This is a genomic window from Streptomyces sp. NPDC008125, assembly GCF_042957125.1.
Taxonomy (GTDB): Bacteria; Actinomycetota; Actinomycetes; order Streptomycetales; family Streptomycetaceae; genus Streptomyces.
In genome coordinates, this window is sequence record NZ_JBIBHR010000011.1 from 175,290 (window position 1) to 199,476 (window position 24,187).

Below are 24,187 nucleotides of genomic sequence, written 5' to 3' on the forward strand. Positions count from 1 at the left end.
CCGTCGCCCGACATCCCCGCCGGTTTCCCATCGGTCCGGTGACGTACGGGGGTACACCCCGTACGCATGTCCGGTTGATCCGATGAAGCACGGTTCGCCGAACCCCGTCCGCCCGCTCCGGGTGGGCGGGGTTCGGCCATTTCCGGGTGTTGTGACAGTGAGGGTGATGACGCCGCCACACGCATGTGGCTAACATCACGTGCAACACACGGCAATGTTGCCGGAGCGTTACGGAGGTGTGCGACGTGCGGTCAGCCAAAGGACAACGCGCCCTGAGAGCAGGTCTCTACGGCCTCCGCACCGCATGGGACGTCGTCGGCGACGGCGAGTTCTTCTGCCAGGACTGCGGCGGGGACCGCAACTACCGCCGCCTCACCGGCCGCCGCAGGGTCACCGTGCTCGGGGTGCCGCTGCTTCGACGCGGCGGGACGGGCCCCGTCGTGGAGTGCGCCGACTGCGGCGCCCACTCCGGCACCGAGGCGCTGGAACACCCCACCACCACCCGGTTCTCCACCATGCTCCGGGAGGCCGTGCATACGGTCGCGCTGGCCGTCCTCGCCTCGGGCGGCACCCCGCGCACCGCCCTGGAGACCGCCGCGCACACCGTCCGCGAGGCCGGGCTCGACGACTGCTCGGAGGACCAGCTCCTCACCGTCGTGGAGGTGCTGACCGCGGACATCGGCCACGACGACGCCGTGGGCGCCGCCGGGGCGTGCGGTGCGGCGCTCGCCATCGAACTGCACGAGGTGCTCACCCCGCTCGCCCACCACCTGGTCCCGGCGGGCCGCGAGTCGGTGCTGCTCCAGGGCGCCCGCATCGCGCTGGCCGACGGCCCGTACGGCGCCGCCGAGCGCGAGGTGCTGACGACCGTGGGCCGCGCCCTGCGGATCTGTCCCGAGGACACCGCCCGCCTGCTCACGGAGGCGGCCCGCATGCCCTCCTGAGCGCCGCTGAGCGCCTCTGTACGCTCCCCGCCCGCCCTGGAGCGCTTCCTGGGCACTCCCCGCGCGCGCCGGGGTGAGGGGAAGCACAGGGGCGCTGACAGGGACCCCCGGCCCGATCGCGGGCCGGTGGGCGACAATGGGTCCATGAGCTTGTTCCGGGACGACGGCGTCGTACTGCGTACGCAGAAACTGGGCGAGGCCGACCGGATCATCACCCTGCTGACCCGCGGCCACGGCCGGGTGCGTGCCGTCGCCCGGGGGGTGCGCCGCACCAAGTCCAAGTTCGGTGCCCGCCTCGAACCCTTCTCCCACGTGGACGTGCAGTTCTTCGCGCGCGGCAGCGAGCTGATCGGCCGGGGGCTGCCGCTCTGCACCCAGAGCGAGACCATCGCCCCGTACGGCGGCCGGATCGTCACCGACTACGCCCGCTACACCGCCGGCACCGCGATGCTGGAGACCGCCGAACGCTTCACCGACCACGAGGGCGAACCGGCCGTCCAGCAGTACCTCCTCCTCGTCGGCGGGCTGCGCACCCTGGCCCGGGGCGAGCACGCGCCCCATCTCATCCTCGACGCGTTCCTGCTGCGCTCCCTCGCCGTCAACGGCTACGCCCCCAGTTTCGAGGACTGCGCGCGGTGCGGAATGCCCGGTCCGAACCGTTTCTTCTCCATCGCGGCCGGCGGAGCCGTCTGCTCCGACTGCCGGGTGCCCGGCAGCGTCGTACCCTCGGCGGAGGCCCTGACCCTGCTGAGCGCGCTGCTCAGCGGCGACTGGGCGACGGCGGACGCGTGCGAGGCGCGGCATGCCAGGGAGGGGAGCGGACTGGTCTCCGCCTATCTGCACTGGCATCTGGAGCGCGGTCTGCGCTCGCTGCGGTACGTGGAACAGTGACCCTCGCAGCGTTCGTGGAAGAGCGACACAGGGAGACGAGAGAAGCTCATGGCAGTACGCGGGATCCTCGGCGGCCGTAACCGGCGCACGTACAAGACCCCCGAGCCGCACCCCTCCGGTGCGACGCCCCCGAAGATCCCCGCCGAGCTGGTGCCCCAGCACGTGGCCGTCGTGATGGACGGGAACGGCCGCTGGGCCAAGGAGCGCGGCCTGCCGCGCACCGAGGGCCACAAGGTCGGCGAGAGCGTCGTGATGGACGTCCTCAAGGGCTGCATCGAGATGGGCGTGAAGAACCTCTCGCTCTACGCGTTCTCCACCGAGAACTGGAAGCGGTCCCCGGAGGAGGTGAAGTTCCTGATGAACTTCAACCGGGACGTCATCCGCCGCCGCCGTGACGAGATGGACGAGCTCGGCATCCGCATCCGCTGGGTCGGCCGGATGCCCAAGCTGTGGAAGTCCGTCGTCCAGGAGCTCCAGGTCGCCCAGGAGCAGACCAAGGACAACGACAGGATGACGCTGTACTTCTGCGTCAACTACGGCGGCCGGGCCGAGATCGCCGACGCGGCGCAGCGCATCGCCCAGGACGTGGCCGCCGGGAAGCTCGACCCGTCGAAGGTCAACGAGAAGACGTTCGCGAAGTACATCTACTACCCGGACATGCCGGACGTGGACCTCTTCGTCCGCCCCAGCGGCGAGCAGCGCACCTCCAACTACCTGATCTGGCAGAGCGCGTACGCAGAGATGGTCTTCCAGGACGTGCTGTGGCCCGACTTCGACCGCCGCGACCTGTGGCGCGCCTGCCTGGAGTACGCCCAGCGCGACCGCCGCTTCGGCGGTGCGCAGGAGGCCGCCCCGGCCGCGGAGCCCGCACCCGGGGCGTGAAAGCGAGCGGGAGGGGGGAGAACCGGTGGCCGGTTCTCCCCCCTCCCGTGCTGTGCCGCCGTGTGTCAGTGCTTCTCGGCCGTGCGGTCCGCGCACTCCGCGCAGGTCCCGAAGATCTCCACGGTGTGGGCCACGTTGACGTAGCCGTGCTGGGAGGCGATCGTCTCGGCCCACTGCTCCACGGCCGGGCCCTCCACCTCCACGGCCTTGCCGCAGACCCGGCAGACCAGGTGGTGGTGGTGCTCGCCGGTGGAGCAGCGGCGGTAGACCGACTCGCCCTCCGTGGTGCGCAGCACGTCCACCTCGCCCGCGTCGGCGAGGGACTGGAGGGTGCGGTAGACGGTGGTCAGCCCGACCGAGTCGCCGCGGTGCTTGAGGACGTCGTGCAACTCCTGGGCGCTGCGGAACTCGTCGACCTCGTCGAGCGCCGCCGCGACCGCCGCCCGCTGGCGGGTGGACCGCCCCCGCACCGGAGCCGCGTTCGTGCCACTGATCGGCGCCGCCACAGCTGCCTCCTCATGTCGCCCGTACAGATGTCGGGCCATTGTGCCAGCCGGACCGGGCGAATTCCTCATACGTGCACGTCGTCCGCGGCGGTGCGACTGGCCGGTACCCCCAGGGTGCACGTATCCGTCCCGGCGGTGCGGCCGCGGGCCCTGCGGCGGGCCAGCGGCGCGGCCAGCGCGGTCAGCGCGACGAAGGCGGCGATGGCCAGCAGCACGATCGTCGCGCCGGGCGGGACGTCCTGGTAGTACGAGGTGACGGTGCCGGCCAGGGTGACGGCGGTCCCGATCACCACGGAGAGTACAAAGGTCAGCCGGAAGGACTTCGACACCTGCTGGGCCGCCGCGACCGGCACCACCATCAGCGCGCTGACCAGCAGCAGGCCGACGACCCGCATCGCGACGGTGACCGTCACGGCGGCCGTCACCGCGATCAGCAGGTTCAGCAGCCGCACCGGCAGCCCGGTGACCCGGGCGAACTCCTCGTCCTGGCTGACCGCGAAGAGCTGACGGCGCAGCCCCACGGTCACCAGCACCACGAACGCGGCGAGCAGCGTGATCGCCCACACGTCCGAGGAGGAGACGGTGGAGAGCGAGCCGAAGAGGTACGAGGTGAGGTTGGCGGTCGAGCCGGTGTCGGAGATGTTGATCAGCAGCACCCCGCCCGCCATGCCGCCGTAGAACAGCATGGCCAGCGCGATGTCGCCGCGGGTGTGGCCGAACCAGCGGATCAGCTCCATGACGACGGCGCCGGCGACGGCGACGGCGGTGGCCATCCAGACGGGGCTGGTGGAGAGCAGGAAGCCGAGGCCCACCCCGGTCATCGCGATGTGCCCGATGCCGTCGCCCATGAGGGCCTGGCGGCGCTGGACGAGGTAGATGCCGATGGCGGGGGCGGTGATGCCGACCAGGACGGCGGCGATCAGCGCGCGCTGCATGAAGGCGGGTTCGAGGAATTCCATCAGGTCAGCAGTCCCGTTCGGACGGGCTCGGAAGCCGCGTGGGGGTGGACGTGGTCGTGGCCGGGGAGCGCGTGCTGTCCGACCGAGCGCGGCGGCGGGCCGTCGTGCGTCACACAGCCGTCGCGCAGCACGACCGCGCGGTCGATCAGCGGTTCCAGCGGACCCAGCTCGTGCAGGACCAGCAGCACGGTGGTGCCGGCGGCGACCTGCTCGCGCAGGGTGGCGGCGAGGATCTCCTGGCTGGCCAGGTCGACCCCGGCCATCGGCTCGTCCATGATCAGCAGCTCGGGCTCGGAGGCCAGCGCGCGGGCGATCAGGACCCGCTGGTGCTGTCCGCCGGAGAGCGCGCTCACCGAGTCCCCGGCGCGGTCCGCGAGGCCGACGAGGGCGATGGCACGGTCGACGGCGGCACGGTCGGCGCGCCCCGGGATGCGCAGCTTGGTGCGCGACAGCCGTCCGGAGGAGACGACCTCGCGGACGGTCGCGGGGACCCCTGCCGAGGCGGTGGTGCGCTGCGGTACGTACCCGACACGCGCCCACCGGCGGAAGCGGCGGAGCGGGGTGCCGAAGAGTTCGACGGTGCCGCCGGTGAGGGGGACCTGGCCGATGACGGAGCGTACGGCGGTGGACTTGCCGGAGCCGTTGGCGCCGAGCAGGGCGACGACCTCGCCGCGGTGGACGGCCAGGTCGACCCCGCGCAGGACGGGGCGGGAGCCGAGGGTGGCGGTGGCGCCGGTGAGCCGGATCACGGCTTCGGTCTCCGGCTTCCCTGCCCCGGCGCCGGTCCTGCTGCCGGCGGCGGCGGGGGCCGGGGCGGGGGTGCTGGGCTCGTCCATGCGGGTCTCCGGTCCGGTTGCGGGGGTCGCGGCGTCGCTCACTTGGCGCCCAGGGCCTTCTGGAGGGCGGCGAGGTTGGACTCCATGACCTTGATGTAGTCGTGGCCCTTGGACTTCTCCGTGATGCCCTCCAGCGGGTCCAGGACGTCGGTGCGCAGCCCGGTGTCCTTCGCGAGGGTCTTCGCCGTCTTGTCGCTGGCGAGCGTCTCGAAGAAGACGGTGGTGGCGCCGTCCCGCTCCGCGATGTGCTGGAGGTTCTTGATGCGGGCCGGGCTCGGCTCCGTCTCGGGGTCGACCCCGGCGATGCCCTCCTGGGTGAGGCCGTAGCGCTCGGCGAGGTAGCCGAAGGCGGAGTGCGTGGTGAGGAAGGTGCTGGTCGCGGTGGACTTCAGCCCCGTCTCGTACTCCTTGTTCAGTGCGTCCAGCTTCTTGACCAGCGCGTCGGTGTTCGCGCGGTAGTCGGCGGCGTTGTCCGGGTCGGCCTTCTCCAGGGACGTGCCGACGCCCCGGGCGACCTCGGCGTACTTCACCGGGTCCAGCCAGACGTGCGGGTCGCGGCCGGCCGTCTCCTCGTCGGAGTCTCCGTGCCCGCCGGCGTCGGACGCGTGGTCGTGGCCGTCCACCTCGGTGCCGTGCGTCTCCATCGTGGTCAGTGTCGCGGCGTCCATGGTGTTCTTCGCGCCGGACTGCGTGATGGCGTCGTCCACGGCGGGCTGGATGCCCTTGAGGTACAGGATGTAGTCGGCGTCGGTCAGCGAGCCGATCTGGCGGGGGCTGAGCTCCAGGTCGTGCGGTTCGACGCCCGGCTTGGTCAGCGTGGTGACCGAGACGTGGGCGCCGCCGATCTCCTCGGCCAGGTACTGCATCGGGTAGAAGGACGCGACCACGTCCAGCGTGCCGTCCGACCCGCCTGCGGTGTCGGGGCCCGAACAGGCGGAGAGCGCGGTGATGCCGAGGGCGACCGCGCCGGCGACGGCGGTGGCGGGTATGAGGCGGCGTACGTTCATGAATCCCATTTTCAACAAAGCTGGAAACGATTGTCAACAAGGATGATGAACCGACCGGAAGCAGGAGGGGGCCGGGAGCGCACTCCGGCCCCCGATTTGATCCGGGGGGTGCGCCCGCCGGTAATCTTGGACATTCGCTCGCCCGTCTCCTGAGCACCACCCCCCAGCGAGGCGCTCAGCGCCGCTTCTGTCCCATTTCGCCGTCGTAATGAAGAGAGCACCGTGGCCGCCGACAAGATCGACTCCATCGTCAGCCTGAGCAAGCGCCGTGGCTTCGTCTATCCCTGCAGTGAGATCTACGGTGGTCAGAAGGCCGCCTGGGACTACGGCCCGCTGGGCGTGGAGATGAAGGAGAACCTCAAGCGTCAGTGGTGGCGCTACATGGTCACCTCGCGCGAGGACGTGGTCGGTCTCGACTCGTCGGTGATCCTGGCCCCCGAGGTCTGGGTCGCGTCGGGTCACGTCGCCACCTTCAGCGACCCGCTGACCGAGTGCACCTCCTGCCACAAGCGCTACCGCGCCGACCACCTGGAGGAGGCGTACGAGGCGAAGCACGGCAAGCCGCCGGTCAACGGCCTCGCCGACCTCAACTGCCCCAACTGCGGCAACAAGGGCACCTTCACCGAGCCCAAGCAGTTCTCGGGCCTGCTCTCCACCCACCTCGGCCCCACCCAGGACTCCGGCTCGGTCGCCTACCTGCGCCCCGAGACCGCCCAGGGCATCTTCACCAACTTCGGCCAGGTGGCCCAGACTTCCCGCAAGAAGCCGCCGTTCGGCATCGCGCAGATGGGCAAGTCCTTCCGGAACGAGATCACTCCGGGCAACTTCATCTTCCGCACCCGCGAGTTCGAGCAGATGGAGATGGAGTTCTTCGTCAAGCCGGGCGAGGACGAGGAGTGGCAGCAGTACTGGATGGACCAGCGCTGGAACTGGTACACGGACCTCGGCATGCGCGCGGAGAACATGCGCTGGTTCGAGCACCCGAAGGAGAAGCTCTCCCACTACTCCAAGCGCACCGCCGACATCGAGTACCGCTTCCGGTTCGGCGGCAGCGAGTGGGGCGAGCTCGAAGGCGTCGCCAACCGCACCGACTACGACCTGAAGGCGCACTCCAAGGCCTCCGGCACCGACCTGGTCTACTTCGACCAGGAGGCCAACGAGAAGTGGACGCCGTACGTCATCGAGCCGGCGGCCGGTGTCGGCCGCGCGATGCTGGCCTTCCTCCTGGACGCCTACGTCGAGGACGAGGCGCCCAACGCCAAGGGCGTCATGGAGAAGCGCACCGTGCTCCGCCTCGACGCGCGCCTCGCGCCGGTCAAGGTCGCCGTGCTGCCGCTCTCCCGCAACGCGCAGCTGTCGCCGAAGGCCAAGGGCCTCGCGGCCGACCTGCGCAAGAACTGGAACATCGAGTTCGACGACGCCGGCGCCATCGGCCGCCGCTACCGCCGCCAGGACGAGATCGGTACGCCGTTCTGCGTCACCGTCGACTTCGACACCCTGGACGACAACGCGGTGACCGTCCGCGAGCGCGACACCATGAAGCAGGAGCGCGTCTCCCTGGACCAGATCCAGGCGTACCTGGGTGCCCGCCTGCTGGGCTGCTGACGCCGGCTCCACGCACCAGGTTCACCGCATCACGGTTTCACTCCGAAGCCCCCGGACCCCGCACGGGTCCGGGGGCTTCGCCGCACACTGGGCGCACCCCTACCCCGGAGGTCGCCGTGGCGTCCACGACCCAGAGCAAGGTCACCCGCTGGGACCGGCACGGCCGTGAACACGTCGTCCACGTGCGGAAGTCGGGGGTCCAGCGGCTGCTGACCTGCGCGACCTGCGACTGGCGCAAAGCGGCGCAGTTCCTGCCCTGGCTGAAGGCCCAGGAGCACCTCGCCGAGGCCCACCAGGCGGTGATCGACCCGGGGGCCTGAGCGTCCGTCGGGGGTGTACGGGGCGGGGCGCGGCGGAAACTCCGGTGCGGGCCGCTCCGGGAGCGGGGTACGGTTTCCGGCATGTCGTTCTTCCAGATCTACGAGTGAGCGCGCGGCAGGGCTGAGCGGTACGTCCCGTACCTGATTCGAGTCCGCCGCCCCACGGATCGATCCGTGAGTTCCACGGACCCCCTTCTCACCCCACATGGGAGAACACCATGGCCAAGAGCCGCAACAACCTCCTCGGCGTCGGTGGACAGCGCAAGAAGCTGTCCCGGGCCGACCAGCAGGGCGCGGGCACCGTCCGCGACGCCGACCGCAAGGTGGCGGAGGACAAGAAGCAGGAGCTGGTCCGCAAGATGCGCGAGCGCGCCACCGGGACCGCCGCCGCCCCGGAAGCGGACACCGCCGAGGGCCGGAGCTGACCCGGCCTTCCCGACGAGCCCGTGGGGCCCGGACCGCCTTCCCGGCGGTCCGGGCCCCACGGGCGTTGTCGGGCCCGGCTCAGCCGACCGCAGCCGCCAGCACCGCCGCCGTCTTCGCCACCAGCGGGTGGTCCCCGGCTGCCGTCTGCTGCGGCTTGGTGGTGAGTACCGTCACCACCACCGGTTCGCCCCCGGCCGTCCAGGCGACGCCCGCGTCGTTGCAGGTGCCGTAGGAGCCGCCGCCGGTCTTGTCGGCGATGGTCCAGTCCTCGGGCAGCCCGGTCCGGAAGCGGGTCGCGCTCGTCCGGCAGTTCAGCAGCCAGCCGGTCAGCCGCTCCCGGTCGCCGGGTGCGAGCGCGTCACCGAGGACGAGCCGGGCGTACGTACGGGAGAGGGCGTACGGGGTGGTGGTGTCCCGCCACTGCCAGGGCTCGGCCGAGTTCAGCTCCGTCTCCCACCGGTCCAGCCGGGTCGTGCGGTCCCCGAGCGACCGGCAGAAGCGGGTGACCCCCGACGGGCCGCCCAGCTCCCGCAGCAGCAGGTTGCCCGCGGTGTTGTCGCTGTCGCAGATCGCCGCGTCGCAGAGCTCCGCCACGGTCATCCCGGTGGCGAGGTGGGCCCGGGTGACGTCGGAGGCGTCGACCAGGTCCGCATCCGTGTAGCGGACCAGCCGGCCCAGCACCTCGCCGTCCCGGTCGAGGTCGCGCAGGACGGCCGCCGCCGCGAGTGTCTTGAAGGTCGAGCAGAGCGGGAAGCGCTCGTCGGCGCGGTGGGCCACCGTGCGCCCGGTGGCGAGGTTGCGGGCGTACGCGCCGACCCTGGCGCCGTGCTCCCGCTCCAGGGCCCGCAGCGCGTCCCGCGCGGGGTCCGCGGTGCCGCCCCGGGCCGCGCCGGCCTCCGGGGACCCCGTGGCGTGCGCGGTCCCGGCCGCCAGCAGCGTGGCGGCACCGGCCGCCCCGGCCAGCGTCAGCAGGCTCCGGCGGGACGGGCGCGAGGCGGGGGACGGGTGCGGCGCGGGGTGGTCCGGCATGGTGGGAACCTCTCGTCGATCCGTACGTAAGGTCATGCCGCCCGACGCTAACCACCCACTGCCGGAACCCCGCGTTCCGGCGGTGCGGGCGTGGCGCGTGGGGCGTACGGGGCAGGATGTGGCGCGCGATACGTACCGGCCCGGGGGAGGAGTCCCGGGCGTACGGGACAATGGGGGGATGACCACGCTCGCCCCCGCGCCCCAGCAGCTCCGCATCGGCCCGCACACCGTGCAGCCCCCGGTGGTCCTCGCCCCCATGGCCGGTATCACCAACGCGCCGTTCCGCACCCTGTGCCGCGAGTTCTCCGGCGGCAGGGGGCTGTTCGTCAGCGAGATGATCACCACGCGGGCGCTGGTCGAGCGCAACGAGAAGACCATGCAGCTCATCCACTTCGACGCGAGCGAGACCCCCCGGTCGATCCAGCTCTACGGTGTGGACCCGGTCACGGTCGGCAAGGCCGTCCGCATGATCGTCGACGAGGACCTCGCCGACCACATCGACCTGAACTTCGGCTGTCCGGTCCCCAAGGTGACCCGAAAGGGCGGCGGCTCGGCGCTCCCGTACAAGCGGCCGCTGCTCCGCGCGATCCTGCGCGAGGCGGTGGGGAACGCCGGTGAGCTGCCGGTCACGATCAAGATGCGCAAGGGCATCGACGACGACCACCTCACCTACCTCGACGCGGGCCGGATCGCCGTCGAGGAGGGCGTGGCCGCCGTCGCGCTGCACGGCAGGACCACGGCCCAGCACTACGGCGGAACCGCCGACTGGGAGGCCATCGCCCGCCTCAAGGAGCACGTCCCGGAGATCCCGGTCCTCGGCAACGGCGACATCTGGTCCGCCGAGGACGCCCGCCGGATGATGGCCGAGACCGGCTGCGACGGCGTGGTCGTCGGCCGCGGCTGCCTCGGCCGCCCCTGGCTCTTCGGCGACCTGGTCGGCGCCTTCGACGGTACGAACACCAGGCACGAGCCCGTCCTGCGCCAGGTCGCCGAGGTGATGGTGCGCCACGCGACCCTGCTGGGCGAGTGGATCGGCGACGAGGCGCGCGGCGTGATCGACTTCCGCAAGCACGTGGCCTGGTACCTCAAGGGCTTCGCGGTGGGCTCGGAGATGCGCAAGAAGCTCGCGATCACCTCCTCCCTGGAGGAGCTGGCCGGCCAGCTGAACGAGCTGGACCTCGACCAGTCCTGGCCGGACGGCGCCGACGGCCCCCGCGGACGCACCTCGGGCAACAACCGGGTGGTGCTCCCGGACGGCTGGCTGAAGGACCCCTACGACTGCTCCGGCGTGAGCGCGGACGCCGAGCTGGACACCTCCGGCGGCTGACCGCGGCACCGCCGCGCAGAGGTACGAAGCCCTCGGCGCGGCGGCCGCGCTCAGTTGACGGTCAGGACCGCCGTGTTGTTCGTGAGGTCCGGGTCGAAGTCGAAGGGCTCGTCGCCGAACTCGCCGAACGAAGGGCGGACGCTCACGGCCCCGGTCGCGCCGGGCACCACGGTGTCGACGCGCAGGGAGAGCGTGAACGTCTGCCGGGCGTCCTCCCGGACCCAGGAGGGCAGGGCGCAGTCGTAGCGCGGGGCGCCCGTCCGCGACGGGTAGTAGCTCCCGGCGAGGGTACGGGGGGAGCAGCCGGACGGTACGCCCGTGACCGTGGTGCCCTCGGGCACGATCAGCCGCACCTTGGCGGCCGGATCGCCGGAACCGAGGGTGCCGAACCAGGCCGGACCGTGGTTCTCGAACGTGAGATCGGCCGTGACGGTCTCGCCTGCCGCGCCGGAGACCGCGTCGCCCGTCACGGAGAAGTCGGCGTCGTTCTCCGCACCGATCTGCAGAGCGGCGTAGTCGTTCGTGGAATAGATGTCCTGGGCGCCGCCGCCGGGCTCGACGTCGATGTCGAGGCGCTCGTTCAGCGCGCGCGGGGCGAGCCGCACCGTCAGCGGCCCGGGCAGCTCGAAGGAGTCGCCCGGAGCCAGCACCTGGTCGAACGAGCAGACCGCGTGGCCCGACGGCGCGTACTCCCCGCCGCCCGATGTGGTGTAGGCGCAGGTGTCGTACGGGGTCAGGTCCGTGAGGCCGTACGAGGTGTGCAGCGTGACGCTGAACCCGTCCGCGCTCTCGTTGCCGTTGTTGGTGATCCGGAACGGGACCGTCAGCTCGGCGCCGGGCTGAGCGCCCTCGATGTCGGCGACGGGGTCGAGAGCGAGGTCGGGCCCCGAGCCGACGGTGAGCGCCGTGGAGAAGCTCTCCTGCGGCGCGGCGAGCGCGCCGTCGGGGCCGCCGGAGGCTGTCGCCCCGTAGGCGATGGTGCCCTGCGCGCCGACTCCGGCGCCGTCGGCGGCGCGGACCGTCAGCAGTACCTGGGCCTGGTAGTCCTTCCCGAGCACGGGCACCGCCGGGATGTCGCACACCGCGCTCGTGCCGGCCGGTGCGCAGTTGCCCGGCCAGGTCACCTCGGCGACACCGGCGAGGCCGGAGACATCGACGGTCAGCCTGCCGTCGGTCACCGCGAAGTTCTGGTTGTCGTGGTAGAGGCCGATACCGAGGACGCGGGACCGGGCCTGTCCACCCCCGGTGCCGAGCGGCAGCGTCTGGTCGTACGGGCTGTCGATCCACAGCTGGTCGGTCTGCGGCGGATCGTCGTCGGCGATCGCGGGGACGGCGAGGCCGGCGAGGAGCAGGCCGGCCACCGCCGTCGTCACGGCACCGGATCTGAGACGTACGGGATGTCCAGCAGCGATCTGCCTCATGGAGTTCCCCCAGGGTGTGATGCGGGAGGCGCCGACGGATCCACCGGCGCCGGAAGGATCATCACATGAAGGGGTGTCCCGAAGCGCGGCTGTTTTCACGCCAGTTGGAGTGCGGGAGACCGCGGGCCGGCCCGCCTGTCCGCCCTGCGGGCGGTGGGCGTCGGGACGCCCGTGCCTTCCGGTTTCCCCGGTGCTTTCCGGCCCCCGCTCTCCGTGGTCCCGGGCCGTGTCCGGCCCTTCCCCGCGACGCACCGCACCGGACACCACCCGCTGATCCGGCGCGCATGGCCGGACAAGGCCTGGGGATCGGCGGGTGGCGACGACCTGGCCGCGGGATGTCCGCATGGTGGCACCGAGGCGCTCCAGCAGACGTGATACTCGCCACGTCTGAGGCGCGTTTGGCTCAGATGAGCGCCCTGTGGAGCGTTCTGGCGTGACGCAACTTCTCAAATGATGGCACTGGGTGCCAGATGTGCAGACTTTGATCGATCGCCTCCGTCCTCGCCGAGCGTCACGATCACCCCGTGAGGTATCGACGGAACGTCACCTCGCGTTCGAGAGGTGAACGCGCCGGCAGGGAAGGGCTCGACGCCCCCTCACTTTCGATCTGCTGGCAGACGGGTGGTTGCGGTCGCACGATGGAGAAGCGGACACCACCGGACGCCTTTGATCTGGGTATGTTCCTGGCCGTCAGGGCAGCCACCGCGTCCTCAAGGAGTCGAGACCCGTGTCGGGAAACAACGGTCCTCAGAAGTTCGTCTACGACTTCACCGAGGGCAACAAGGATCTGAAGGACCTGCTCGGTGGGAAAGGTGCGAACCTCGCCGAGATGACCAACCTCGGTCTGCCGGTCCCTCCCGGCTTCACCATCACCACCGAGGCGTGCAAGGTCTACCTCGACAGCGGCGTCGAACCCGCCGAGCTCCGCGACGAGGTGAGCGCGCATCTCACCGCCCTCGAAGCCCGGATGGGCAAGACCCTCGGCCAGGCCGACGACCCGCTCCTGGTCTCCGTACGCTCCGGCGCCAAGTTCTCGATGCCCGGCATGATGGACACCGTCCTCAACATCGGCCTCTCCGACGCCTCCGTCGTCGGCCTCGCCGCGCAGGCGGGCGACGAGCGGTTCGCCTGGGACTCGTACCGCCGCCTCATCCAGATGTTCGGCAAGACCGTGCTCGGCGTCGGCGGCGACCTCTTCGAGGACGCGCTGGAGGAGGCCAAGCGGGCCAAGAAGGTCGAGGTCGACACCGACCTCGGCGCCGAGGACCTCAAGAAGCTCGTCAAGAACTTCAAGCGGATCGTGAAGACCGAGGCCGGCCGCGACTTCCCGCAGGACGCCCGGGAGCAGATGGATCTGGCCATACACGCCGTCTTCCAGTCCTGGAACACCGACCGGGCGAAGCTCTACCGCCGCCAGGAGCGCATCCCCGGCGACCTCGGTACCGCCGTCAACATCTGTTCCATGGTCTTCGGCAACCTCGGACCCGACTCGGGCACGGGCGTCGCCTTCACCCGCGACCCGGCCAGCGGCCACCAGGGCGTCTACGGCGACTACTTGCAGAACGCCCAGGGCGAGGACGTCGTCGCGGGCATCCGCAACACCGTCGCGCTCGCGGAGCTCGCGTCCATCGACCGGACCTCGTACGACCGGCTGATGCAGATCATGGAGACGCTGGAGACCCACTACCGGGACCTCTGCGACATCGAGTTCACCATCGAGCGCGGCCAGCTGTGGATGCTCCAGACCCGCGTCGGCAAGCGAACCGCCGGCGCCGCGTTCCGGATCGCCACCCAGCTCGTCGACCAGGGACTCATCGACGAGGCCGAGGCGCTCCAGCGCGTCACCGGCGCCCAGCTCGCCCAGCTGATGTTCCCGCGCTTCGACGACACCGCGAAGACCAGGCTGCTCGGACGGGGCATCGCCGCCTCGCCGGGCGCCGCCGTCGGCAAGGCCGTCTTCGACTCGTACACCGCGATCAAGTGGTCCCGCTCCGGCGAGAAGGTCATCCTGATCCGCCGCGAGACCAACCCCGACGACCTGGACGGCATGATCGCCGCCGAGGGCATCCTGACCTCGCGCGGCGGCAAGACCTCCCACGCCGCCGTCGTCGCCCGGGGCATGGGCAAGACCTGCGTCTGCGGCGCCGAGGAGATCGAGGTCGACACCAAACGCCGGCGGCTCACCGTGGGCGACACCGTCGTCGAGGAGGGCGACCTCGTCTCCGTCGACGGCTCCACCGGCAAGGTCTACCTCGGCGAGGTACCCGTCGTACCGTCCCCGGTCGTCGAGTACTTCGAGGGCCGGATGCACGCGGGCGCCGACGACGCCGACGAACTCGTGGGCGCCGTGCACCGGATCATGGCGTACGCCGACCGGATGCGGCGGCTGCGGGTACGGGCCAATGCCGACAACGCCGAAGACGCCCTGCGCGCCCGCCGCTTCGGCGCCCAGGGCATCGGCCTCTGCCGCACCGAGCACATGTTCCTCGGCGAGCGCCGCGTCCTCGTGGAGAAGCTGGTCCTCGCCGACACGGACGCCGAACGCGAGGCCGCCCTGGCCGAGTTGCTGCCGCTCCAGAAGGCCGACTTCATCGAGCTGTTCGAGTCGATGGACGGACTGCCCGTCACCGTACGGCTGCTGGACCCGCCGCTCCACGAGTTCCTGCCCGACATCACCGAACTCTCGGTACGCGTCGCGCTCGCCGAGTCCCGCAAGGACGCCAACGAGAACGACCTCCGGCTCCTCCAGGCCGTCCACAAGCTGCACGAGCAGAACCCGATGCTGGGCCTGCGCGGGGTCCGCCTGGGACTGGTCATCCCCGGCCTCTTCGCCATGCAGGTCCGCGCCATCGCCGAGGCCGCCGCCCACCGGAAGAACGCCAAGGGCGACCCGCGCGCCGAGATCATGATCCCGCTCGTCGGCACGGTCCAGGAGCTGGAGATCGTCCGCGAGGAGGCCGACCAGGTCGTCGCCGAGGTCCAGGCGGCCACCGGCACCGACCTCAAACTCACCATCGGCACCATGATCGAGCTGCCCCGCGCCGCACTGACCGCCGGGCAGATCGCCGAGGCCGCCCAGTTCTTCTCCTTCGGCACCAACGACCTCACCCAGACGGTCTGGGGCTTCTCCCGCGACGACGTGGAGGCCTCCTTCTTTACCGCCTACCTGGAGAAGGGCATCTTCGGGGTCTCCCCCTTCGAGACCATCGACCAGGACGGGGTCGGCGCCCTGGTGCGCAGCGCCGTCGCGGCCGGCCGCGCCACCCGCCCCGACCTCAAGCTCGGCGTCTGCGGCGAGCACGGCGGCGACCCGGAGTCGGTGCACTTCTTCCACGAGGTGGGCCTCGACTACGTCTCCTGCTCGCCGTTCCGCATCCCGGTCGCCCGGCTGGAGGCGGGGCGGGCCGCCGCCGCGCCGAACGGCGGAGACACCACCAGCTGACCCGCCCTCTCGCCCCTGACCTGCTTTTCCGCCCCAGACTTCCGGAAACGCCACCCCCGGGCCACACCCGACCCTCGCCCCGGCCCGGGCGGCGCTTCCGGAACCCGAGCGGCGGCACCCTGTGCGGGGGTGCCGCCGCTCTTCCACGTCCGGGGCGCGCCGGGCGTCCTCAGGGACCGGCCCTCACGGCGTGGTGAAGAGCAGCGCCGCGTTCTGGCCGCCGAAGCCGAAGGAGTTGGAGGCGGCGGCGGAGAGCGTGACCGGGCGCGGGGCCCCGGTGACCACGTCCAGCTCCAGGCCCTCGTCCTGACGGGAGAGGTTGGCGGTCGGCGGGACCAGCTGCTTCTCCAGGGTGAGGACCGTCAGGGCCGCCTCGATGGCCCCGGCCGCGCCCAGCGAGTGACCGAGGACGCCCTTGGGGGCGGTGACCGGCGGAGGCGTGCCGTCGAAGACCCGGAGCAGGGCCCTCGCCTCGGCGGTGTCCCCGGCCTGGGTGGACGTGCCGTGCGCGTTGACGTGGCCGACGTCCGAGGGAGCGCAGCCCGCGTCGGCGAGGGCTGCCCGCAGGGCGCCTTCGGCACCCCGGCCCTCCGGGTGCGGGGCGACCGGGTGGTGGGCGTCGCTGGTCGAGCCGAAGCCGCGCAGCAGCGCCCGGGTGTGCGCGCCCCGGGCCAGGGCGCGGTCGGGGCGTTCCAGGACGAGGACGGCGGCCCCCTCGGAGAGGACGAACCCGTCGCGGTCCGTGTCGAACGGGCGGGACGCCGCCTCGGGCCCGCCCCGGGAGAGCGCCCGCATCTGGGTGAAGCAGGTGGCGGCCATCCGGGACCGCCCGGATTCGCTGCCCCCGGCCAGCACGATGTCGCAGGCGCCGGAGGCGATCAGGCCGCGGGCGACGCCGAGTGCGGTGGCCCCGGAGGCGCAGGCGCTGGTGACGGTGAAGTTGGGGCCGCGTACGCCGAGGTCGAGCGCGACCTCGGCGGCGGCCATGCTGGCCACACTGCGGGGCAGCGCCAGAGGCGAGACCAGGTGGTGCCGGTCCTCGCCGAGCAGCGTGAACTCGCGTACGTAGGTCTCCATGCTGTTGCAGCTGACGCCGAGGACGACGCCGATCCGGTCGGCGTCCCAGGTGGCCGCGGAGAGCTTGGCGTCCGCGACGGCCTGGCGGGCGGCCACCAGGGCGAGCTGGCAGAAACGGTCCAGCCGACGGGCCAGGCGACGCCCGAGGGTGGCGTCCGGGTCGAGATCGACAGGGCAGGAAAGGTCGACGGGAAGGCCCGCCAGTACGGGATCGCGCCGGGCGAGACTCCTGCCCGCGCACACCCCGTCCCAGGTCGCGGCGGCGGTCCCGCCGGCCGGGGTGATCATGCCGATGCCGGTGACGGCGGCCTCAGCCGGCATGGCGCGTCCCCTCGTCGATGGTGGTGGCGCGGTGGCGCACCGCGGAAGCGGGGCCGGGCGGGGAGGTACGGGTGAGGGGGAGGGTCATCGGGAGGCTCTCGCGGTGGTGGTGAGCAGACGGACGTGGTGGGGGAGGGCGATGCCGGCCATCGGCGCGGGGTCCTGCGAAGCGCCGGGGACGGGTTCGCCGGGCGCCGGGGCGTCGGCGAGGCGGAGGGACGGGAACCGGCTGAGCAGAGCGGGCAGGAATTCGTTCAGCTGAAGGCGGGCGAGGGCCGCGCCCAGGCAGTAGTGGACGCCGACCCCGAAGGTCAGATGGGCGGTGGCGGCTGCCCGGGAGTCGCGGTTGGCGGCCGGAATCACCACGATCAGCCGCTGCTGGGCGGCGACGGGCACCCCCGCCAGCACGCAGCCGCGGGTCGCGACGCGGCCGACGACCGCGGCGGCCGGCCGGGTGCGCAGCACCTCCTCCACGGCCGTTCCCATGTCCTCCGGCCGCCGGCGCAGCGCGGCCGTCAGCTCGGGGCTGCTCAGCACGGCGTACGCCACGCTGGTCAGCGAGGACTGGACGGTCATGAAGCCGGTGACGAACAGCTGGGCGGTGTGCACCACGATGTCGTCGATCCCCACTCCGTCCGCCCGGGCGGCGGCCACCCAGGTGGAGAGGAAGTCCCTGCCCGGGCACCGCTCGCGCTCCTGGACGACCCGCAGGAAGTACGCGACCAGCGCGGAGTCCGCCGCGTCCGCGTCGTCCAGGTCGGCCTCCGAGGGGAAGAGTTCGGCGGCGGCGGTCCAGCGGGCGGTCAGACCCGCGAGCAGCGGGGCGTCCTCGTCGGGCAGCGTGAGGACCTTGCACATGACCCGGGAGGGCAGCGGCCGGCTGATGTGCTCGGTCAGGTCGGCGGTGCCGTGGGCCGCGAGCGCGGCCCCCAGCTCGTTCAGGCCGCTGTGGACCAGAGCGGTCACCACGGGCCGCAGCTCGGCGAGCGCGGTGCGGTGGAACCCCTGGGCCAGGTGGGCCCTGAGCGCGGTGTGACGGGGCGGGTTGGCGTTGGGCAGGGAGGCCGCGTAACTGACCGCGCTGCGGTGGTGGCGCCAGCCGCCGGCGTGCGCGTCGCGCCAGGCGGTGTCCGGGAGGATGAACGCGGGGTCGCGCAGCACCTGGCGGCACTCCTGGAAGCCGGTGACGACGGCCGCGTTCAGCGCGGGTACGGGGATCACCGGGCCGAGCTCCCGCAGCCGGTCGAACACCGGGTACGGGTCCGCCTCGGTACGCAGCCGGCGGAGCAGGCGCATCACCTGGCTCTGGGAGCCGACGGCCTCGGGCTCGGTGGAGGACGGGGTGGAGGACGAGGTGGAGGACGGGGTGAGGGACGAGGTGGAGGACGGGGTGGCGGGGTAGGGCGACGGGGCGGTGGGGAGGACGGCGCTCATGGGGTTCGGTGCTTCCAGTGGTTCACGGGGAGCGGCGGGTGCGCCGCGCCGTTCGGTGCTTTCACGGGTACGGCGGATCGCCGTTCGTGCGGTCCGGGGATACGCGGGTGGGGGCGGGGTACGGCCGGGGCCGGGGATACGGACGGTGCGGGGTAGGGCCGTCGCGGGGTACGGCGGGTCGCGGAGCTCCTCGGCGGCGGGCGGCGGGCGGCGGGCGGCGGTGACGGCGGAGGGGTACGGAGTGCGGGCGGCGGGCGGTACGAGCGTCGGGTGACGGGTGACGGGTGACGGGTGACGGTTGAACGGGCGGCGGGCGGTACGAGCGTCGGGCGGAGGGCGGTACGGGGCGCGGGCGGGTGGCGGGCCGCGCGCGGGTCAGGAGGCCATCAGGGCCAGCGCGCTGTTCTGGCCTCCCAGGGCGGTGGAGACGCACAGCACGGTGCGCGCCACGCCGGGGCGGGGGGTCTTGGTGACGAGGTCGATCCCCTCGGCGAAGGCCGGGTCCGGTTCGGTGAGGTTCGCGGTCGGCGGGATGGTCCGCCGGGCCAGGGTGAGCACGCTGAGGACGGCCTCGACGCCTCCCGAGCCCGCACCGGCGTGGCCGAGGGTGGCCTTGGTGGCGGTGACCGGCGGGCGGTGCGGCAGCAGCCGGGCCAGCCAGGACGCCTCGGCCGCGTCGTTGGAGGCGGTGGCCGCACCGTGGGCGTTGACGTGCTCCACGTCCTCCGGCCGCCAGCGGGCGTCGGCGAGCGCGGCGCGTACCGCCTGCTCGGCGCCCCGGCCCTCGGGATGGACGGCTGCGATGTGGTGGGCGTCGCCCGCGGCCCCGTAACCGGCCGTCCGGGCCAGTACCGGTGCGCGGCGGGCCCGGGCGTGCGCGGCGCGCTCCAGCACCAGGATTCCGGCGCCCTCGGCGACCACGAAGCCGTCCCGGCCGGCGCCGAAGGGGCGGGCCGCGTCGCGCGGGTCGCAGGGGCGGGTGGACAGGATGCCCAGTTGGCCGAAGGCCGTCACGGTGAGGGGGTGGCAGAGGGACTCGGAACCGCCGGCCACCACGATGTCCAGGGCGCCGGAGCGCAGCAGGTCGCGGGCGACACCGATCGCGGTCAGCCCGGAGGCACAGCCCGCCGAGGTCGCGAAGTTCGGCCCGGCCGCGCCGAGATCGAGGGCGACCTCGGCCGCGCTCGCACTGGGCAGGCTGCGCGGCAGCGCCATCGGGGAGACGGTCTCGGGGCGGCCGGCGGCCAGTCTGCCGCAGATGTCGACGAGGCCGTCGACGCTGGAGCCGCCCGTACCGATGACCACCCCGACACGGACCGGATCCCAGTCGCGTCCGGTGAGTCCCGCCATGGCCATGGCCTCGCGTGCGGCCACCACGCTGAGCTGGGCGTTCCGGTCCATCCGGCGGGCCAGCCGCCGTCCGAGCAGCGCGTCGGCGTCGAAGTCCGGTACGCGGCAGGAGATGTCCACCCGCAGTCCGGCCAGCAGCGGGTCACGGGCGGCCGTGGACACCCCCGCGAGGGCGGCGCGCCAGCCGGCCTCCACGCCGGTCCCGCCGGACGTGACCAGGCCGAGGCCCGTCACGACGACACCGGCTCTCACGACTGCGCGGGCGCTACGGGCAGAGCCTGGTCGAACGGCGTTGCGGGAGCGGTGGCCGTGATCGTGGCCACGGCCGTGGGGTGGTGCCGGTCGGGCGAGGGGGCGGCGGCCGCGGCGCGGTCCGGCACGGAGGAGGGTGCGGAGGGGGGCCCCGGTGGGAGGGCCCGGGCGAAGACCTTCGCCATCTCCCCCAGGGTGCTGTCGGGGTTCACCTCCACGTCCTCCAGGCGCACCCCGGTGTTCTCGGTGATGATCACCGCCAGCTCCGCCAGGGAAAGGGAGTCCAGCTCCAGTTGACGGGCCGTCGCGTCGGGCCGCACCTGTTCTTCGTCCAGCCCGAACTCCTCGACCAGCAGTCTGGTGAGCGTCTCGTACATCGTGCCGTCCTCCATGAAGTTGTTTCTTGCGCAAACACAGTCGCCAACGACGCCAAGCCCTCCTGGTCACCCCGAAACACCGATTCGCCGGGGTTGACTCGCGAGAGTCCGCGCGTACGGCCGTGTGGCGGGGGGTGGCGCGAACGGGGGGTGGGGTGGCGCGAGACCGCGGGCGCCGTGTTCGACCGGGGTCCCCGGACGGTTCCGGGGGCGTTGTCAGTGGGCGCACGTATGTTCAGTCGTGTTCCGCTTCCGCCGTCGCGGAGCGGACCCCCTTTCATGTGCGGATACCCCTTTCTTTTTCCAATCCCCTTCGAACGCAGAGGACATGACGTGTCGTCAGATCTGGAGAGGTCGAGCATCGTGCGGGTGGTCCCGCCCGCCCGGCCGCGCAGGCTCGCCAAGGTCCCGTTCGTCGAACTGGCCGACGGGCGACTGCAGGGCGTGGTGTCCAGCGGGTCGGACATCGAGCGCGTCTATGTCTCATCCGTCGAGACGCGGACCTTCGCCTACGCCTGCAGTACCAACAACAATCGCCCCTGCGGCGGGGCGCGCGGCGGCTTCTGCACTCACATACGTGCCCTGGTCAACGAATCCGTCCTCCAGTACGGCCCCGAGCGCGTGGCCCGGTACCTCAGGGCCGAGCCGTCCGACGGCGAGCCGAGCGCGCAGGGCATCACCGCCACCATGACGGCCGCCCGCCCCGGACCGGCGGGCAGCACGGCCGCCGCGCCCGTCTTCAGCCGTTTCCTGCACCACCTGGCGTACCTCGAACTCGCTCCGACCACGATGCCGTTGCCCGAGATGCAGTGGTTCCCGCCCACCCGCTCGCTGACCGGGGAGGCGGCGTGATGCGGGCCGACCTGCTCGCCGAGGAGATCGACGGACTGGACGAGGCGCTGGCCGCCGCCGACTCCTTCGACCGGGTCCTGGTGACCGGTCTGCTCCGGCCGCGCCCCGCGCAGGCCGCCGCACTGGCGGAGTTCGCCGACGCCCTCGCCGGGAGCCCGCTCGCCGCGAGGGCCGCCGAGGCGGCCGCGAAGGCCGCCTCCGGGGCGGCGGGCGAGGAGCACTTCACCGCCCTCGCCGCCGCGCGCGCCGCGCTGCTCGGCGCCGCCCACGACGCGTTGACGGCCCGGGCGGCGGAGGCCGCCGGCCGTACCACCGCCCCGGTGGTGGCCCCCGGCGCCGAGCCGGGGGCCCCGGCGAACCTGCTGGTCGCCGCCCGTTCCTGGCTCTGTGACCTGGCGCGCTGCGGCTGGCGGGGCATCGACCACGAGGTGGTCTCCGGGGCCGCGCGGATCGTCTCCGCGATGCTCGCCGACCCGGAACTGCGCCGCCTGGCCGCCCTCCTGGACGGCTTCGCCGCCGAACTCGCCGCATCCTGCCCCGGCGCCTCCTTGGAACGGGTCCCGGCCCGGCGCTGGGCCGACCTCTGGACGCGGGCGATGCTGCTCACCCTGCCCGGCGCGGCCGACGCCCCCCGGACCGTCCCGGCCACCGGCCGGCTGCTGCCGCTCGGGGTGGACGTACAGGAGCACGCGACCGCCGTACAGGCCCAGGTGCACGGGGTGTTCGAGCCCGCGGACGGTTCCACGCCCTACCTGGTCCGCGCGTCGGTGTCGGCACCCAAGCCCGACTCGGTCGTCGGCGCCGGACTCTGGCAGCTGCTCCGTCCCCACCTCTCCCTCCTCGCGGCGGTGGGCGCGGGACGCGCGGCGGAGCTGACCGGCATGCCGGTCACCGCCGCGGGCGACCTGATCTGGAGCGACGAGCACGCCCGCCCCGGTGAGCCCGCCGACTCCTTCGCCACCGCCCGGGTAGCCCTGCCCACCGCGACCGGCCGGCCGACCGCCCCGCTGGACCGCCACCCCACGGCCGTCGCCGTACCCGTCTTCCTCGACGGCTACGCGGCCGCGGCCGGGGAGGACGGCTCGGTGACGTTCACCCTCGCCGGGGGAGCCCTGGACGTGGACGTGGACCGGATACCGGCCGCCGGACCGCTCACGCCCGAGGCCGTCCTCGCGTCGGGGGCCTGCATCGGTCTGCTCCGCTGGGACGCGGGGGCGTACCGCCTCCAGCCGCTCGCCGTGGAGACCCTCGTACGGAAGAAGCCGGTGGCGGTGCACGCCGGAGCCTGGGCCGGAGGCACCACCGACAAGGCCGGGACCAGGGCCGAGAAGGCCGCCACCGACGCGGCGGCCGTACTGCGCGAACGCGCCGGAAGGCTGTTGCGGACATGACCGGACGGACGGACGACATCGGACAGCGAGAAGCCGCAGGAGCGACGCCAGCCCACGGCGCGCCGGACGGCATGTCCGGCGCGGACACCCAGGACAACCGCCGCCAGGTCCTCTACTGGCGCCTCCTCGCCCAGCTCTTCGACCCCGAGGAGCAGCCGGCGCTGGAGTCGGCGAGCCTCGCCGTGGTCGAGGACATCGGCCTGCCGCCCGCGCTGCTCGACCCGAAGGTCGCGGTCGACTCGGTCGTACAGCGCCACCCTGGCCTGGCCGCCGAGTTCGACGGGCTGCTGGCCGGGGAGCCCGATCCCGGAACGGACGCCGGCGCGGAGGACGAGGCCGGCACCGGGACCGAAGCCCCCGGCCGGGACCGGGCGGCCGAGGTGCGGCGCGCCGCGCTGGTGTCGAAGGTGCTGCTGAACGTGTTCGCGACGGGCCGGGGCGCGGTCACCGCCGGGCAGTTGTCGCGCTGGCAGTCCGACGCGGGCTGGCTGGAGCGGGCGCTCGGCTGCGAGCCCGGAGCCCTGCGCGGCGGAAGCCCCACCGGACGCTCCGCGGGGGGCCCCGGGGTGAGCCCCACCGGTTCGGGCGGCGGCGGTACGACCCCCGACCTCAGCCGGCTGATCCCGGCGATCGGCCCCGAACTCGGCGCCGTCGAAGCCGACCTCGTCCGGCGGATGCGGCTGCGCGAGGTGCTCGCCGACCCGAAGCTCGCCGCGCGGCTCACCCCGAGCATGTCGCTGATCGAGCAGCTGCTGCGCGACAAGAACAACCTGGACGGCGTCGCCCTGGCCAACGCCAAGGCGCTGATCCGGCGGTTCGTGGACGAGGTCGCCGAGGTGCTGCGTACCCAGGTGGAGAAGGCCACCGTCGGGCCGCTGGACCGTTCGGTCCCGCCGAAGCGGGTCTACCGCAACCTCGACATCGACCGCACGATCTGGAAGAACCTCACCAACTGGAGCCCCGAGGAGGAGCGGCTCTACGTCGACCGCCTCTACTACCGCCACACCACGCGGAAGACGACGCCCCAGCGGCTGATCGTGGTGGTCGACCAGTCGGGTTCCATGGTCGACTCGATGGTCAACTGCACCATCCTGGCCTCGATCTTCGCCGGGCTTCCCAAGGTCGACGTCCACCTCGTCGCGTACGACACCAAGGCCCTCGACCTCACCCCGTGGGTGCACGACCCCTTCGAGACCCTGCTCCGCACCCAGCTCGGCGGCGGCACGGACGGCACGGTCGCCATGGCGCTGGCCCAGCCGAAGATCGCGGAGCCCCGCAACACCGTCGTGGTGTGGATCTCCGACTTCTACGAATGGCAGTGCGAACCGCTCTTCGAGAGCATGGCCGCCCTCCACCGCTCGGGCGTCAAGTTCATCCCGGTGGGCTCGGTGACCAGCTCGGGACGCGGCAGCGTCAACCCCTGGTTCCGCGAGCGCTTCAAGGACCTCGGGACGCCGGTCCTCTCCGGCCACATCCGCAAGCTCGTCCACGAGCTCAAGAACTTCCTCACCTGAGCCCCGACCCGGTGACCCGTCTCT

At 72.5% G+C, this 24,187-nt stretch carries 21 protein-coding genes; 11 read left to right on the plus strand and 10 right to left on the minus strand.

Features of this window, described 5'->3' with window-relative positions; genetic code table 11:
- Positions 1 to 245: 245 nt before the first annotated feature.
- From ACFZAX_RS20295 to ACFZAX_RS20305, 3 genes are all read left to right on the plus strand, one after another.
- Positions 246 to 944 (plus strand): TerB family tellurite resistance protein, encoded by a 699-nt coding sequence (locus tag ACFZAX_RS20295; protein ID WP_390963188.1) that lies wholly within the window; start codon positions 246 to 248, stop codon positions 942 to 944.
- A 144-nt stretch (positions 945 to 1,088) separates the two neighbouring features.
- The gene (gene recO, locus ACFZAX_RS20300; RefSeq protein ID WP_390963190.1) at positions 1,089 to 1,835 is read left to right on the plus strand and encodes a DNA repair protein RecO; all 747 of its coding nucleotides are present in this window, start codon (positions 1,089 to 1,091) and stop codon (positions 1,833 to 1,835) included.
- A 48-nt stretch (positions 1,836 to 1,883) separates the two neighbouring features.
- Positions 1,884 to 2,717: an isoprenyl transferase gene (locus ACFZAX_RS20305; protein ID WP_390963192.1), complete on the plus strand. Its 834-nt coding sequence runs from the start codon at positions 1,884 to 1,886 to the stop codon at positions 2,715 to 2,717.
- Positions 2,718 to 2,782: 65 nt separating this feature from the next.
- Here ACFZAX_RS20305 and ACFZAX_RS20310 read toward each other — a convergent pair whose 3' ends face one another.
- The 4 genes from ACFZAX_RS20310 to ACFZAX_RS20325 are packed head-to-tail and all read right to left on the minus strand — an operon-like array spanning position 2,783 to position 6,025.
- Positions 2,783 to 3,262 carry a transcriptional repressor gene (locus ACFZAX_RS20310; RefSeq protein WP_390963193.1) on the minus strand — a complete coding sequence of 160 codons (480 nt, stop codon included), beginning with the start codon at positions 3,260 to 3,262 and terminating at the stop codon, positions 2,783 to 2,785.
- A 26-nt stretch (positions 3,263 to 3,288) separates the two neighbouring features.
- Entirely contained in the window at positions 3,289 to 4,182 is an 894-nt protein-coding gene (locus ACFZAX_RS20315; protein ID WP_390963194.1) for an iron chelate uptake ABC transporter family permease subunit, read from the minus strand.
- The gene (locus ACFZAX_RS20320; RefSeq protein ID WP_390963196.1) at positions 4,182 to 5,018 is read right to left on the minus strand and encodes an ATP-binding cassette domain-containing protein; all 837 of its coding nucleotides are present in this window, start codon (positions 5,016 to 5,018) and stop codon (positions 4,182 to 4,184) included. Before ACFZAX_RS20320 ends, ACFZAX_RS20315 begins: the two co-directional genes overlap by 1 nt.
- Positions 5,019 to 5,056: 38 nt before the next feature.
- The gene (locus ACFZAX_RS20325; protein WP_390963197.1) at positions 5,057 to 6,025 is read right to left on the minus strand and encodes a metal ABC transporter solute-binding protein, Zn/Mn family; all 969 of its coding nucleotides are present in this window, start codon (positions 6,023 to 6,025) and stop codon (positions 5,057 to 5,059) included.
- Between the two features lie 222 nt (positions 6,026 to 6,247).
- On the opposite strand from ACFZAX_RS20325, the gene ACFZAX_RS20330 reads away from it, so the two are divergent.
- The 3 genes from ACFZAX_RS20330 to ACFZAX_RS20340 all read left to right on the plus strand — a co-directional run bounded on the left by ACFZAX_RS20330 (position 6,248) and on the right by ACFZAX_RS20340 (position 8,375).
- Positions 6,248 to 7,630 (plus strand): glycine--tRNA ligase, encoded by a 1,383-nt coding sequence (locus ACFZAX_RS20330; RefSeq protein WP_390963198.1) that lies wholly within the window; start codon positions 6,248 to 6,250, stop codon positions 7,628 to 7,630.
- A gap of 116 nt (positions 7,631 to 7,746) precedes the next feature.
- On the plus strand, positions 7,747 to 7,950 hold the full coding sequence (locus tag ACFZAX_RS20335) for a hypothetical protein (protein ID WP_390963199.1): 204 nt from the start codon (positions 7,747 to 7,749) through the stop codon (positions 7,948 to 7,950).
- A 218-nt stretch (positions 7,951 to 8,168) separates the two neighbouring features.
- Positions 8,169 to 8,375, plus strand: a complete 207-nt coding sequence (locus ACFZAX_RS20340; RefSeq protein WP_390963200.1) for a DUF6243 family protein — start codon at positions 8,169 to 8,171, stop codon at positions 8,373 to 8,375.
- Between the two features lie 79 nt (positions 8,376 to 8,454).
- Here the strand turns inward: ACFZAX_RS20340 and bla are convergent, their stop codons facing one another.
- Positions 8,455 to 9,405: a class A beta-lactamase gene (gene bla, locus ACFZAX_RS20345; RefSeq protein ID WP_390963201.1), complete on the minus strand. Its 951-nt coding sequence runs from the start codon at positions 9,403 to 9,405 to the stop codon at positions 8,455 to 8,457.
- Positions 9,406 to 9,583: 178 nt separating this feature from the next.
- Here bla and dusB point away from each other — a divergent pair, with 178 nt between their 5' ends.
- Entirely contained in the window at positions 9,584 to 10,732 is a 1,149-nt protein-coding gene (gene dusB, locus ACFZAX_RS20350) for a tRNA dihydrouridine synthase DusB (RefSeq protein ID WP_390963202.1), read from the plus strand.
- 50 nt (positions 10,733 to 10,782) lie between these two features.
- Here the strand turns inward: dusB and ACFZAX_RS20355 are convergent, their stop codons facing one another.
- Positions 10,783 to 12,105, minus strand: a complete 1,323-nt coding sequence (locus ACFZAX_RS20355; RefSeq protein WP_390963204.1) for a hypothetical protein — start codon at positions 12,103 to 12,105, stop codon at positions 10,783 to 10,785.
- A gap of 775 nt (positions 12,106 to 12,880) precedes the next feature.
- Between ACFZAX_RS20355 and ppdK the strand changes: the two genes are divergently transcribed.
- Positions 12,881 to 15,595 carry a pyruvate, phosphate dikinase gene (ppdK, locus tag ACFZAX_RS20360; RefSeq protein WP_390963205.1) on the plus strand — a complete coding sequence of 905 codons (2,715 nt, stop codon included), beginning with the start codon at positions 12,881 to 12,883 and terminating at the stop codon, positions 15,593 to 15,595.
- Positions 15,596 to 15,778: 183 nt separating this feature from the next.
- On the opposite strand, the gene ACFZAX_RS20365 is transcribed toward ppdK, so the two are convergent.
- The 4 genes from ACFZAX_RS20365 to ACFZAX_RS20380 all read right to left on the minus strand — a co-directional run bounded on the left by ACFZAX_RS20365 (position 15,779) and on the right by ACFZAX_RS20380 (position 20,421).
- A complete protein-coding gene (locus tag ACFZAX_RS20365) occupies positions 15,779 to 16,993 on the minus strand; it encodes a beta-ketoacyl-ACP synthase II (RefSeq protein ID WP_390963206.1) in 1,215 nt (404 codons plus the stop codon).
- An 84-nt stretch (positions 16,994 to 17,077) separates the two neighbouring features.
- Positions 17,078 to 18,427, minus strand: coding sequence for a cytochrome P450 (locus tag ACFZAX_RS20370; RefSeq protein ID WP_390963207.1), 1,350 nt, complete (start codon positions 18,425 to 18,427; stop codon positions 17,078 to 17,080).
- A 375-nt stretch (positions 18,428 to 18,802) separates the two neighbouring features.
- The gene (locus tag ACFZAX_RS20375; RefSeq protein WP_390963208.1) at positions 18,803 to 20,011 is read right to left on the minus strand and encodes a beta-ketoacyl synthase N-terminal-like domain-containing protein; all 1,209 of its coding nucleotides are present in this window, start codon (positions 20,009 to 20,011) and stop codon (positions 18,803 to 18,805) included.
- A gap of 14 nt (positions 20,012 to 20,025) precedes the next feature.
- On the minus strand, positions 20,026 to 20,421 hold the full coding sequence (locus ACFZAX_RS20380) for a phosphopantetheine-binding protein (protein ID WP_390963209.1): 396 nt from the start codon (positions 20,419 to 20,421) through the stop codon (positions 20,026 to 20,028).
- 318 nt (positions 20,422 to 20,739) lie between these two features.
- Here ACFZAX_RS20380 and ACFZAX_RS20385 point away from each other — a divergent pair, with 318 nt between their 5' ends.
- The 3 genes from ACFZAX_RS20385 to ACFZAX_RS20395 all read left to right on the plus strand — a co-directional run bounded on the left by ACFZAX_RS20385 (position 20,740) and on the right by ACFZAX_RS20395 (position 24,163).
- Positions 20,740 to 21,258 carry a hypothetical protein gene (locus ACFZAX_RS20385; RefSeq protein WP_390963211.1) on the plus strand — a complete coding sequence of 173 codons (519 nt, stop codon included), beginning with the start codon at positions 20,740 to 20,742 and terminating at the stop codon, positions 21,256 to 21,258.
- The gene (locus ACFZAX_RS20390) at positions 21,258 to 22,649 is read left to right on the plus strand and encodes a hypothetical protein (RefSeq protein ID WP_390963317.1); all 1,392 of its coding nucleotides are present in this window, start codon (positions 21,258 to 21,260) and stop codon (positions 22,647 to 22,649) included. Before ACFZAX_RS20385 ends, ACFZAX_RS20390 begins: the two co-directional genes overlap by 1 nt.
- A gap of 71 nt (positions 22,650 to 22,720) precedes the next feature.
- The gene (locus ACFZAX_RS20395; RefSeq protein ID WP_390963318.1) at positions 22,721 to 24,163 is read left to right on the plus strand and encodes a VWA domain-containing protein; all 1,443 of its coding nucleotides are present in this window, start codon (positions 22,721 to 22,723) and stop codon (positions 24,161 to 24,163) included.
- The last annotated feature ends 24 nt before the right edge of the window (positions 24,164 to 24,187 follow it).